This window comes from Roseibium sediminicola (genome assembly GCF_023156505.1).
GTDB lineage: Bacteria > Pseudomonadota > Alphaproteobacteria > Rhizobiales > Stappiaceae > Roseibium > Roseibium sediminicola.
The window spans coordinates 297127-310053 of sequence record NZ_JALNMJ010000001.1 but is presented as its reverse complement, the minus strand read 5'-3'; the positions used below and the strand labels follow the sequence as shown (position 1 = coordinate 310053).

Here is a 12927-nt window from a genome sequence, read left to right as displayed (position 1 = left end):
TGCCGGGCGCGGAAAAGCGGTTTTGGCGGCGATGCAACAGCTTCCGGACGCCGATCGCCCGCGATTGCGCGTCCGTTGAACCGGGCAGGCCCTTTTGGGTGGAGGGAGAAAAGATGAGCGAACAAGAAGCGCTTGGCGAACGCGAAAGCATGGATGTGGATGTCGTGATTGTCGGCGCAGGTCCTGCGGGCCTTGCCGCGGCCATCCGGCTGAAACAGATCGCCAATGAAAAAGGCGAAGAGCTGAGCGTCGTGGTGCTGGAAAAAGGCTCCGAAGTCGGCGCCCACATCCTGTCCGGCGCGGTGATCGATCCGATCGCCCTGGACCAGCTGCTGCCGGAATGGCGCGAGGAAAATACGCCGCTTAAAACACCGGTGACGGCAGACCATTTCCTGGTGCTGGGTCCGGCGGGCTCCATGCGGCTGCCGAACATGCTCATGCCCAAGCTGATGAACAATCACGGCAACTTTATTGTCTCGCTCGGAAATGTCTGCCGCTGGCTGGCTGAAAAGGCCGAAGCGCTTGGTGTCGAGATCTATCCGGGATTTGCCGCCGCCGAGCTGCTCTACGATGATGCCGGCAATGTGGTCGGTGTCGCCACCGGCGACATGGGCATCGGCCGCGACGGCAAACCCAACGCAATGTTTACCCGCGGCATGGAACTGCGCGGCAAATACACGCTGATCGGCGAAGGTGCGCGCGGCTCGCTGGCCAAGCAGCTGATCGAGAAATTCGGTCTCGACAAGGACAGCGACGTGCCGAAATTCGGCATCGGCATCAAGGAACTGTGGCAGGTCGATCCGGAAAAACACAAACCGGGCCTGGTACAGCATTCCTTCGGCTGGCCGCTCGACGGCAAGACCGGCGGCGGTTCCTTCCTTTACCACCTGGAAGACAACCAGGTTGCCGTCGGTTTCGTGGTCCACCTCAACTACGAGAACCCGTGGCTGTCGCCCTTCGACGAGTTCCAGCGCTTCAAGACCCATCCAGCGATCCGGGACACTTTTGAAGGCGGCAAGCGCATTTCCTATGGCGCGCGCGCGATCACCGAAGGCGGCTATCAGTCGGTGCCGAAACTGTCCTTCCCGGGCGGCCTGCTGATGGGCTGCTCCGCCGGTCTTGTCAACGTGCCGCGCATCAAGGGCTCCCACAACGCCATGTTCTCCGGCATGCTGGCGGCCGAAGAAGTCATGGCCGCAATCGGCCGCGGCGAAGCGCATAACGAACTGACCGACTACGACACGGCCTGGCGCGCCAGCCCGATCGGCACGGACCTCAAAAAGGTCCGCAATGCCAAGCCGCTCTGGTCGAAATTCGGTACCTGGGCCGGCATCGGCCTTGGTGGATTGGACATGTGGACCAACGAGCTGTTCGGCTTTTCCTTCTTCGGCACGCTGAAGCACGGCAAGCGGGATTCCGAAACGCTCAAGCCGTCCAAGGATTGCAAGAAGATCGAGTATCCGAAGCCGGACGGCGTCGTCTCTTTCGACAAGCTGTCCTCGGTGTTCCTGTCGAACACCAACCATGAGGAAGACCAGCCGATCCACCTCAAGGTCAAGGACGAGGCGCTGCAGAAATCGTCGGAACACGATGTCTTTGCGGGTCCCTCCAACCGCTATTGCCCGGCGGGGGTCTATGAATGGGTGGAAGAAGGCGAGGATGCGCCGCGCTTCCAGATCAACTCGCAGAACTGCGTCCACTGCAAGACCTGCGACATCAAGGACCCGAACGGCAACATCACCTGGACGGTGCCGGAAGGCGCCGGTGGTCCGAACTATCCGAATATGTAGGACGCACGACAAGAGACAATCAAAAAGCCGCGATCCGTCGCGGCTTTTTCAGTTTGTGCGTCAAACAATCCTCTCCTGCGTCATCCCGGACGGAGCGCAGAGCAGATCCGGGACCGGCGTGCCCAGGCCTTTTGATCAGGCACGGAAATAGAAATAGTCAGGCTCCTGGCTCCCCGGTCCCGGCTCGCGCTTTGCTTGGCCGGGATGACGAAACGAAGGGTTCGCCAAACACAGTCCTGTTTGACTGTTTGCAGTGGCTTCAAAAACAAACGGCACCGGAAAGATAACCTTTCCGGTGCCGCAGTCTTGTGGCCGATGGGTCGTATCAGGCTGGCGGTTGTGGGGGTCCAGCCTGTTGCGGTTGTCAACCGCGCGGACCGCGGACGGGCGGGGTCGCACGTTCGCAGCCGCAGCGCGGCCGCCCGCGCCACAAGGTCGTGCCCGCCCGAAAGCAGGCAATTCTATTGGGGTCGTTGGTCCCGATGGAGCCAGCGTGCACTTATGCCAGAACAGGATCTGGATTTTTTGGGCTTTTGATTGTTAAACCGCGTTAACCAAAGCCTCGATGGCGCCGGGATAACCTCACCCAACGGTAAGGTCAAACAAATAGTGGCCCGAATAAGAACTTGTTATGGCTCCAAAAGGCTTTGCTATACCATTTGGTCAAAAATCAGGTCGGCGTCTTTCGGATTGCGTGAAATGACACACTGTCACGATAACTCAAGACATCCGCACAATTTACAGTGCCGAAAAGGGAAACCAATTTTTCTTTTTCGCCAAAGACATAGCTGCATTTCAGGACAGGAAGTCACCCATAAATTTTTTCTATATCACAATAGATAAAGAAAATAATCAGCTCAATTCTTTGAAATCTAAGAACTTCTAGAAGCCGTCACAACCTTGATTCAATCAGCAATTGCTCGGATTTGAAGCACCAAAACAAGCAAAACCCACCTAAGCTCCTGAAATTAAATCACTATTTCTTTATCCACATGCGCAGTGGCGCTCAAGCGGTTGTGATTGCAGACTCAAGTTCGTTAATTTAGTTTTACTTTAACGGGGCAGATTTGAAGTGAACCACCAAGTTCTTGGGGTCCTTTGAGGTCTTCGCGGAGTTCCCGCGGTTTTCCCGACGAGATGAACAGATCGAGCCGTGCAAGCGGCTGGATACCTTGTGGACAGAAGGACAGCTGACCTTTTGCCGGATTGCGGCGGTTTCGGTTGAAGGTCTGATGTTACTTCGAACACTACATTCAAGGCGGCATTGACGCTTCTGAAACCCATCGACCACAAGGTAGGCACCGGGAAGGCCACTTCCCGGTGCATTTTCTTTTCAAGGCAGAGGAATGACCGGTTCAGGCCGCGTCCCTGCGTCCGCCCTGACGCCGGCGCCGCGGGCGCTTGGCCTGCGAGCGGTTGTCGTTGTCGCCGGAAGACGCCTGTTTACCGAACGGCTTCTTGCCGCCCGGACGGCCGCTGCCGCGGTTGTTGCCGCCACGGCCGCCGCCACCGCCGCCGCGCTTTGCACGGCCGGCCGCCGCGGACATCGGCGGGATCTCACCGCTGACCACTTCGATATCGACACCGATCAGCTTCTCGATCTGGCGGAACAGGCCGATTTCCTCGGGCGCGCAGAGCGCGATCGCGTCGCCGTCCGCGCCGGCACGGGCCGTTCGGCCGATACGGTGGACATAGGCTTCCGCCACTTCTGGCAGTTCGAAATTGTAAACATGGCTGACGCCCGGAATGTCGATGCCGCGCGCCGCGACATCCGTTGCCACGAGCACGTTGATGGCGCCTTCACGCAGATCCCGGATGGCCTTGTCGCGCTGGTTCTGGCTCTTGTTGCCATGAATGGACCCGGCCGCGATGCCGGCCTGCGACAGCTTGCGCATCAGCCGTTCCGCGCCGTGCTTGGTGCGGCAGAAGACCAGCGACAGCCCGTCGGGTTCGGCCTTAAGTTTCTTCAGAAGAAAATCGCCTTTCTCCGTCTGGTCCATGAAATGCACGGACTGGGTCACCTTGTCGGCGGTGCGCCCTGCGGGAGAAACTTCGACCCGTTCCGGGTTGCGCAGGTAGGACCTGGCCAGCTCGTTGATCTGTTTCGGCATGGTCGCGGAAAACAGCAAGGTCTGGCGGTCGTCGGCCACCAGGCCGGCAATCCGCCGCAGCGCGTGAATGAAGCCGAGATCCAGCATCTGGTCGGCCTCGTCCAGCACCAGATAGGAGGCCGTGCCGAGATCGACCGCCTTGCGGTCGACAAGGTCAAGCAGACGGCCGGGGGTCGCAACCAGAATGTCGGTGCCCTTGGACAGGCGCTTGATCTGGCCGTTGATGGAAACACCGCCGACCACGGAAGCAACCCGCAGCGGCGTGTGTTTCAGGAAAGAGATCAGGTTCTTCGCGATCTGGTTCACCAGTTCGCGGGTCGGCGCCAGGATCAGCGCGCGCGTGCCCTTGGGGCCGGCCCTTTCCGCATCCTCGAGCAGCCGGTCGATCAGCGGCAGGCCGAAGGCTGCCGTCTTGCCCGTGCCGGTCTGGGCGAGACCCATCAGGTCCCGGCCGTCCAGAATCAACGGAATCGCTTTTTGCTGGATCGGGGTCGGAGCGTCGTAGCCGTTGTCGATAACGGCGGAAAGCAAGCCGTCGGAAAGTCCCAGGCTTTGAAAGTCGGTCAAAATAAAATCCTTGATACAAGCGCAACTCAATACGCTTGGGTAACCGCAAGAAGGGTCTTGCGGTTCGCAGTTGGAGCGCGGCAGCCGGATGCTTCTTGCATTCCGGGCTCTTTGCCGCCAGACCATCGCGTGACATGGGAACTGGTCGGGCCCCTCATTGGGCCCTGATGTTGCAACCTTCATGCGCCGGCCCCCGGATGTGCCCGTGGCACTTTCCTAAAGGCGCGCAGCCTGCTCACGCGGCAGAAGTTGCAGCCCGCTGTATCGTCGCTGCGGTGCAAAATGTCAAGCGATCAATTGCGAAAAGCATTTGAAGGACAACCGGTTTTACCGGAAGGTCAAGGCAACAGCCTGATCAACCGGCCGTCATCGCTGTCGGTCAGGATATAGATGTAGCCGTCCGGTCCCTGACGCACATCGCGGATGCGTTCGCCAAGATCGGTCAGCAGTTTTTCCTCCCCGACAACCCGGTCACCGTCGAGCTCAAGCCTGGCCAGGTGCTGGCCGCGCAGCGCACCGACCAGCAGGTTCCCCTGCCAGTCCGGATACCTGTCGCTGGTGACGAAGGCCATGCCGGAGGGGGCGATGGACGGGTCCCAGTAATGGATCGGCTGTTCCATGCCGACCTTCTCGGTGCCCTCGCCGATCTTGCCGCCCGAATAATGACGGCCATAGGAGATTACCGGCCAGCCATAGTTCTTGCCCGCCTCCGGAATGTTGACTTCGTCGCCGCCTCTTGCGCCATGTTCGACGGTCCAGAGCGCACCGGTCCACGGATTGATCGCGGCCGCCTGCGGATTACGATGACCGGTCGACCAGATCTCCGGCTGAGCGCCTTCCTGATCGAGGAAAGGATTTCCCGGAGCCGGGTCGCCGTCCGGTGTCAGGCGCAGAACGGAGCCGGTATGATCAGACGGGTCCTGCGCGCGCGGACCGTCACCGCGATCGCCAAGCGTCATGAACAGATTGCCGTCCGGCGCAAACGCCAACCGTGAACCGAAATGGCGACCACCATAGGCCTTGTTGTTGCCGCGGAAGATGGTTTCACCACCCACCAGTGCCGTTCCCGGGTTTCGCGTGTCGGCGAGACCGGCCCTGTAAAGCGAGGTCCCGGCGCCTTCCGGTGAGCCCTGCGAAAACGTCATGTAGATCGTTGAATCGGTCTCGAAGTCCGGACTGAGCACGATGTCCAGCAACCCGCCCTGCCCCTGCGCGAAGACCTCGGGCATGTCCTTGACGACATCCTGTCTGCCCTCCGCGTCGAGGCGTTTCAACACACCGTCGCGCTCCGTCACCAGGTACCCGCCATCGGGCAGGAACGCGACGCTCCAGGGATAGGACAGCCCTTCGGCGACTGTTTCCAGCTGGAAGGTCGATTGTGCGGCCGCCGGAGTGGCCGTGAAGACCATTGCCAAGGCAATTGCGGAAAAGGTGCTGGACACAAACGGTTTCTGGGTCATCGGGGCTCCGTCGGCTGGTCGGATATTCCCCCTTCATTTAGGGAGCGCTGCTGCCTCGAAAACCCGCCGACCTTCACATTTCGGTCAGCTCTTTACCGGACTTGCTGCCAGACGCGCGGCGATCGTGCGCCGCTCATAGTCGACATTCCAGTCGATCAAGGTGCGCCAGACCGCCTCCACCTGATCGCCTTCAAGACCCTGTTCCTCGGCGCGCGCCTTCAGCGCCGCCACCATTGTCTCGATCCGGTCATGGTCGAAGGCCTGGTCCGGGTTCTGCTTCAGCTCGGCCATGCGCCGGACATAGGTCTGGCGCAGTGCGAAGATCCGGAGCAGATCCTCGTCCAGGGCGTCGATGGCCGTACGGATGTCCTGCTTGGTGGTGCAGTTGGCGGCCGGTTTCAGCGTGTTCACAGGCTGGGTTCCGTCTTTCAGTGCGAGCCAATCCAACCGGCCCGGCAATCCGTTGAAAACCTCGACATCGTCATCCCGGGCGCAGCACAGCGGAGACCCGGGATCGGGGAGCCGGAGCCTGTCGATAGAGAAGGGCCCAACGATCTAAGCACTCCGGCTCTCCGGTCCCGGCTCACGCTTCGCTTGGCCGGGATGACGCTGGCAGGGCAGATCTTAGATGGCAAGTCAGCGGACCGGTTGTACCGGTCCGCCGCGTTCAGACAAGGGCGCGAATTGTAGCAGCCGCTCAGCCGGCCGAGCGGGTCTGTGCCTCGACGCTGGCAAGCGCCGACATGTTGACCACGCCGCGCGAGGTCACCGACGGTGTCAGGATATGCGCCGGCTTGGCCGCGCCCAACAGGATCGGGCCGACATGGAGCGCCTGGGTCGCCACTTTCAGGAGATTGTGCGCGATGTTGGCGGCGTCGAGATTGGGGAACAGCAGCAAGTTAGCCTCGCCCTTCAGCTTGCTGCCCGGCATGACACGGTCGCGCAGATCTTCGCTGAGCGCCGAGTCGCCATGCATCTCGCCATCGGCCTCCAGTTCCGGGTGCCGCTTCCAGATCAACTCCAGTGCTTCCCGCATCTTGCGCGAGGACGCCGTGTCCCTGGACCCGAAATTGGACAGCGACAGCAGCGCGATCTTCGGCTCGATGCCGAACCGCCGGATCTCGTCGGCCGCCAGGATCGCCATTTCGGCGATTTCCTCGGCGGACGGGTCTTCGGTCACGAACGTGTCGGAGAGGAAAAGAGCGCCCTGCGAATTGATCAAGAGCGACATGGCCGAGAGGTCCTTGGCCGTTTCGCAGATGCCGATCACCTGCTTGATGTCGCGCAAGTGCCGGATGAACCGGCCTTCAAGACCGCAGATGACGGCATCTGCATCGCCCCGGCGCACCGCCAGGGCGGAAATCACCGTCTGGTTGGTACGCACCACGGTCCGGGCGGCATTCGGCGGCATGCCCTTGCGGCCGACACACTCGAAATACTCTTCTGCATACTCGCGGTAGCGGGGGTCGTCCTGGGGGTTGATGAACTCGAAATCGACATCGGGACGGATCTTCAGACCGAAGCGCTCGCAGCGTTGCTGAAGGACGTCGGGACGGCCGACCAGAATCGGCTTGGCAATCTTGTCCTCGATCAGGACCTGGGCGGCCCGCAGCACGCGCTCGTCCTCGCCTTCCGCGTAGATGATGCGTTTGGGGTCCTTCGAGGCGTTCTGGATGATCGGCTTCATGATCAGGCCGGAACGGAAGACGAAGCGGTTCAGGCGGTCCAGATAGGCGTCGAAATCCTCGATCGGCCTCGTGGCCACCCCGGTGTCCATCGCCGCCTGGGCGACGGCCGGGGCGATGCGCAGAATCAGGCGCTGGTCGAAGGGAGACGGGATCAGGTAGTTCGGGCCGAAGGTCTCGGTCTTGCCGCCATAGGCGCGGGCAGCGACATCGGAGGGTTCTTCCTGGGCAAGGCCGGCAATCGCCTCGACTGCGGCCCGCTTCATTTCCTCGTTGATCGTGGTGGCGCCGACATCGAGCGCACCGCGGAAGATATAGGGGAAACACAGGACGTTGTTGACCTGGTTCGGATAGTCGGACCGGCCGGTACACATGACGACGTCGTCGCGGACCGCCTTGGCTTCTTCCGGCATGATCTCCGGGTTCGGGTTGGCCAGCGCCAGGATCAGCGGCCCCTTACCCATCTTCTCCACCATATGCGGTTTCAGGACCCCGCCGGCGGAAAGACCCAGAAACACGTCCGCACCGTCGATGACCGCATCAAGGGTGCGTAGATCGGTCTTCTGGGCGAAGGCGGCTTTCCACTGGTCCATCAAGGCTTCACGGCCCTCATAGACGACGCCTTCAATGTCGGTGACCCAGATGTTTTCGCGTGTTGCGCCGAGCGAGATCAGCATGTTGAGGCAGGCGAGCGCGGCCGCGCCCGCGCCGGACGCGACGATCTTGGCGTCCTCGATCTTCTTGCCGGCGAGATGCAGGCCGTTGCGAACCGCGGCACCGACGATGATGGCAGTGCCATGCTGATCGTCATGGAAGACCGGAATGTTCATCTTCTCGCGCAGCTGCGCCTCGATCATGAAACATTCCGGCGCCTTGATGTCCTCAAGATTGATGCCGCCGAATGTCGGTTCGAGCACGGAGACCGCATTGACGAATTTCTCGACGTCGGTCTCGGCGACCTCGATGTCGAAGACATCGATGCCGGCGAATTTCTTGAAGAGCACCGCCTTGCCCTCCATCACCGGCTTGGAGGCCAGCGGGCCGATATTGCCCAGCCCCAGAACCGCGGTGCCGTTGGAAATCACGGCGACCAGATTGCCGCGCGAGGTGTAATGGGCCGCTTTTGACGGATCGTCGGCGATGGCAAGACAGGGCGCGGCGACACCCGGCGAATAGGCCAACGCCAGGTCGCGCTGGTTGCCGAGCGGCTTGATCGCCTGGATCTCCAGTTTCCCGGGCCGAGGATGCTCGTGATAGAACAGGGCCGCTTCTGTCAGATCGCTGCTGGTGGATTTGCTGTCACTCATGACGGTCCCTGCCTCTTCCCTAAGGTCATATTGTTATGTTGCGAAAGCCCGGGCTGCCCCACTCAAAAGCTTCGCAAATTCCTGAAATCTCTCTGAGCTTTACCCGGCGCGCTGCGAAATGAGAACCCGCAACAACAAAAACAGCACGACGCTGTTCATGATATGCCACAGGAAATGGGTGCCGATTGCAAGCTGATCGCACAGCGGTTCGTCCAGCGTGCGGAAGGTCAGCGACAGGGCAAAGACAACGCCGGTTGCCAGAACCTGCGCGCCCAGAGCCCTGTTGCGCCGGTAAAACAAGCCTCCCACCACGAAGATCGCCAGGAGCGCTGGAACGTAGCCGGCGGAAGAGCCGACCAGCGGAGCGGCGGCTTGGCCAAGAAACGGCGTCGCCGCGAAGAAGGCGATGACAATACCGAGAGCCACCCACCAGCGCAGGACCAAAAAACGTTTCAGGGCAAAAAACAGATAGACGTGGATGAACAGCGCGATCGGAATGACATCGGTCAGCGATGCCCATCTGGTCGCGAAGGTGTGAAACAGGAAGGAACCAATACCGGTGGCAAAGACAATCGCGATCAGCAAAAGCGCCGGCAGGTCGTCCGGCGTCCTGCGGCGCCAGATCAGATAGGCGGCAAAAGCCGCAATCAGAAACGCGGCGTTGGTGACCGCGTTGAGCGGCTCGGACCAGAATTCCGGCCCGACGCGCTCGCAGTAATTGTCCAGCCTGTCGGTCAGCGCCATCGGCGAGCCACCTGAGAAACCCTCTTTATCTTTGCTTACACCGTGGACGTGACAGTTTCGGGAATCAAGCGGCCAAGCCTTGAAATACCTTCTTCGATTTTCTGGTAGTCGTTGCAGGAAAAGCTGAGCCGCAAGGTGTTTGCGCCGGAGCCGTCCGGATGAAAGGCGCGACCGGGCACAAAGGCAACGCGGACCGTTTCGATCGACATTTCCAGAAGTTCGGCCGCATCCAGCCCGGCGGGCAGGGTCATCCAGATGAACATCCCACCGTCCGGCCGGGTCCAGCTCACGCCGGCAGGCATGTGCCGTTCGAGCGCTGCCAGCATGGCGTCGCGGCGGGCCTTGTAAACCGCATTCGTCTTTGCGGTGTGGCTTTCAAAGACGCTTTCGGCAACGCGGGCCATGGCTTCCTGGTTGAGGACCGGCGAGTTGAGGTCACTGGCCTGCTTGATCAGGACTAGCCGGGAAATCACGCCGGCCGCGGCGCAGATCCAGCCAAGACGCAATCCCGGCGACAACGACTTGGAGAAACTGCCGCAGTAAATCGTGCGCGTGTTGTCGATGCCGCCGGACGCCTCGCTGTCCAGAGCCAGGATCGGCGGAAGCGCGTCACCGTCATAGCGCAGGGCCTCGTAGGGCGAATCCTCGATCACCGCGCAACCCAAATCCTCCGCGAGTGCCAGCAGGCGCTTGCGTTCCGCCAGATCCACGGTCAGCCCCGTCGGGTTGGCAAAGTCCGGAGAGAGATAGGCAAACTTGATCCGTCCGCCCTTCTCCGTTGCCGTTGCCGCAAAATCCTCTGCCGCCCGGTTCGCGCCCGGATCGAGGCGGTCGTAATTCGGTTCATAGGCATTGAAGGCCTGCAACGCGCCGAGATAGGTCGGCCATTGCACCAGCGCGGTGTCGCCTTCGGTCAGGAACAGTTTGCCGATGTAATCCAGCCCCTGCTGGGAGCCCGATGTGATCAGGATGTTCTGCGGCCCGCATTCGATGCCACGCGCCCGCATGTGACCGACGATCCAGGTGCGCAGCCGGTTGCTGCCCTCGCTCATGCCGTATTGAAGCGCCCGCCCCGTGTCCGGTCCCGCCAGGATGTCCTGATAGGCCTGCTTGAAGTCCTCGGCCGGGAACAGGGCCTGGTCGGGGATGCCCCCGGCGAAATTGATCACGTCCGGCCGGTCCAGCAGTTTCAGGAGTTCGCGGATTTCCGAGGCACGCATGCGGCTTGCGCGTCGGGCATAAAGGCTGTCCCAGGTGGTCATGATTGGCTCTTCGTCTTTTGGCTAGGTTATTTAAGTCAATAATACTGACCTTTCTATTTTGCAAGTGTCCCAATCTTGTTATTTTTTGTAATTTTATTGCGCCGCACATTCAATCAACCCAGAAGCCGTGTTGATCGCTTCGAAGCTCTGGCAGGTCGGGCTCCAATCGCCTATCTGTTGGGAAGACAGGAGAAGCCCATGTCCCGCCTCGACGACAGCCGCCCGTTTATTCCGCTCAACATCGCGGTTCTGACCGTGTCCGACACCCGCAAGCCGGAAGACGACCGCTCCGGCAACACGCTGGTCGACCGGCTTGAAAAGGCCGGCCACAGGCTTGCGGACCGCAGTATCGTCACGGACGACGTGCCGGCCATTCAGGAGATCGCGAAGGCCTGGATTGGCGACGAGGGCATCGACGTGATCATCTCCACCGGCGGCACCGGCTTTACTGGCCGGGACGTGACACCGGAAGCGATGGAACCCTTGTTTGAAAAACGCATGGACGGCTTTTCGGAGGTGTTCCACCGGATCTCCTACGACAAGATCGGCACGTCGACGATCCAGTCCCGGGCGACCGGCGGGGTCGCCGGGGCAACCTACATCTTCGTGCTTCCCGGCTCGCCCGGCGCCTGCAAGGACGCCTGGGACGGCATCCTCAAATGGCAACTCGACTACCGGCACATGCCGTGCAATTTCGTCGAGATCATGCCCAGGCTCGACGAACACCTGAAACGCGGCAAGCTGCAGGAAGCCTGACCTTGCCGGGCTTCAGGATCCGTGTGGCCGCCCCTCATGACGAACAGGCCGTATCGGCGCTGCTGCTCAAAAGCTACACCGCCTTGCTGCGCCCCGCCTATGACCCGGCGACACTCGAAAAGGCCCTGCCGCTGATCACGAAAGCAAATCCGGACCTGCTGGCGTCCGGAAGCTATTATGTGGCCTGCGGCGAGGACGGTTCGATTGCCGGCGCGGGCGGCTGGACGAAGCACTCCCCAACCGGCCGGAACGAGACCGCGCGCAACGGTAATATCCGGCATTTCGGCACGGATCCGGACGCGGCTCGAAGGGGCATCGGGCGCGCTCTGATGACGCGTTGTCTTGAGGAGGCCGCGGCCGCGGGCCTTGAAGAGCTCAACTGCTATTCAACGCTGAACGGCGAGGCCTTTTACGCCGCCTGCGGATTTCGCACGGTGGAACCGTTCGATGTGAAGCTGCCCGGAGACGTCATTTTCCCGTCAGTCAGGATGGTCAGACCTCTTTAGAGCGTTTCACGGCTAGACTGATGCGTTCTAGCCGTGCAGCTTGACCGCGAGGCTTGCCGGGATGCGCAGCATGCCGACACAGAAACGGGCCAGACCTTGCCGGAAGCGCGCGACCGCGCTGCCCTCTTCCGGCACGCCGGACGACACGGCCGCCGCACGCAGGAACACCATGCGTCCCCGGCCGATCCGCTTGGCAATGTCGAGATCTTCCAACTCGGGCAAAGGCCGGTGTCCACCGAGATTTTGGTAGAACTGACGGGATATCAACAGACCCTGATTGCCATAGGGCATGCCGAAGAGCTGCGAACGCAAGGATGCATAGATCTCGCTGAAGCGCGCCCCCAGACCGAATGTCTCGTAACGCAGCCGGAAACTGGCGGCTGTGCGCATGCCGTTGCGCGCCCGGGCTGCCCGCTCCACAAAGGCCTGCACCTCGTGATGCCAGCCGCTCTCCAGGACGCTCTCCGGCCGCAGGAACAACAGCCAGTCGGTGCGGCTGGCGATCGACGCGCCATAGGCAAGCCGCTCGCTGCGCGCGGCACCGGGGCGCAGCGCCCAACTGCAGCCGGCAGCATCGACGATCTTGTCGGTATTGTCGCTCGATCCCGAATCCACGACGATGACTTCGCGCACGATTCCCTCGGCCGCCGCGCTCACCAGCGCCGAAAGCGCGTGTACCAGGTCCGCTTCTGAGTTCTCTGTCGCAATGATCACACTAATCATGCGCCTGTTTTACAGG

At 61.2% G+C, this 12927-nt stretch carries 10 protein-coding genes; 3 read left to right on the top strand and 7 right to left on the bottom strand.

The features are described 5' to 3' along the window. Window positions 1–113 precede the first annotated feature (113 nt). Window positions 114–1790, top strand: coding sequence for an electron transfer flavoprotein-ubiquinone oxidoreductase (locus M0H32_RS01380; RefSeq protein ID WP_248149759.1), 1677 nt, complete (start codon window positions 114–116; stop codon window positions 1788–1790). Window positions 1791–3145: 1355 nt separating this feature from the next. On the opposite strand, the gene M0H32_RS01375 is transcribed toward M0H32_RS01380, so the two are convergent. The 6 genes from M0H32_RS01375 to M0H32_RS01350 form a co-directional block, all read right to left on the bottom strand. After that, on the bottom strand, window positions 3146–4468 hold the full coding sequence (locus tag M0H32_RS01375; RefSeq protein WP_248149756.1) for a DEAD/DEAH box helicase: 1323 nt from the start codon (window positions 4466–4468) through the stop codon (window positions 3146–3148). A gap of 338 nt (window positions 4469–4806) precedes the next feature. Continuing rightward, window positions 4807–5928 carry a PQQ-dependent sugar dehydrogenase gene (locus M0H32_RS01370; protein WP_248149753.1) on the bottom strand — a complete coding sequence of 374 codons (1122 nt, stop codon included), beginning with the start codon at window positions 5926–5928 and terminating at the stop codon, window positions 4807–4809. An 84-nt stretch (window positions 5929–6012) separates the two neighbouring features. Further along, the gene (locus M0H32_RS01365) at window positions 6013–6339 is read right to left on the bottom strand and encodes a chorismate mutase (RefSeq protein ID WP_248149749.1); all 327 of its coding nucleotides are present in this window, start codon (window positions 6337–6339) and stop codon (window positions 6013–6015) included. A 286-nt stretch (window positions 6340–6625) separates the two neighbouring features. After that, complete coding sequence (locus M0H32_RS01360; RefSeq protein ID WP_248149746.1) at window positions 6626–8920, bottom strand: NADP-dependent malic enzyme; 2295 nt, start codon at window positions 8918–8920, stop codon at window positions 6626–6628. A 99-nt stretch (window positions 8921–9019) separates the two neighbouring features. Beyond that, on the bottom strand, window positions 9020–9664 hold the full coding sequence (locus tag M0H32_RS01355; protein WP_248149744.1) for a ceramidase domain-containing protein: 645 nt from the start codon (window positions 9662–9664) through the stop codon (window positions 9020–9022). 35 nt (window positions 9665–9699) lie between these two features. Next, the gene (locus M0H32_RS01350; RefSeq protein ID WP_248149742.1) at window positions 9700–10926 is read right to left on the bottom strand and encodes an aminotransferase-like domain-containing protein; all 1227 of its coding nucleotides are present in this window, start codon (window positions 10924–10926) and stop codon (window positions 9700–9702) included. Between the two features lie 198 nt (window positions 10927–11124). Here M0H32_RS01350 and moaB point away from each other — a divergent pair, with 198 nt between their 5' ends. Together moaB and M0H32_RS01340 are read left to right on the top strand one after the other, a co-directional pair. Further along, window positions 11125–11682 carry a molybdenum cofactor biosynthesis protein B gene (moaB, locus tag M0H32_RS01345; RefSeq protein WP_248149740.1) on the top strand — a complete coding sequence of 186 codons (558 nt, stop codon included), beginning with the start codon at window positions 11125–11127 and terminating at the stop codon, window positions 11680–11682. 2 nt (window positions 11683–11684) lie between these two features. After that, on the top strand, window positions 11685–12188 hold the full coding sequence (locus M0H32_RS01340) for a GNAT family N-acetyltransferase (RefSeq protein WP_248149738.1): 504 nt from the start codon (window positions 11685–11687) through the stop codon (window positions 12186–12188). 27 nt (window positions 12189–12215) lie between these two features. Here M0H32_RS01340 and M0H32_RS01335 read toward each other — a convergent pair whose 3' ends face one another. Further along, on the bottom strand, window positions 12216–12911 hold the full coding sequence (locus tag M0H32_RS01335; protein ID WP_248149736.1) for a glycosyltransferase: 696 nt from the start codon (window positions 12909–12911) through the stop codon (window positions 12216–12218). Between the last annotated feature and the right edge of the window lie 16 nt (window positions 12912–12927).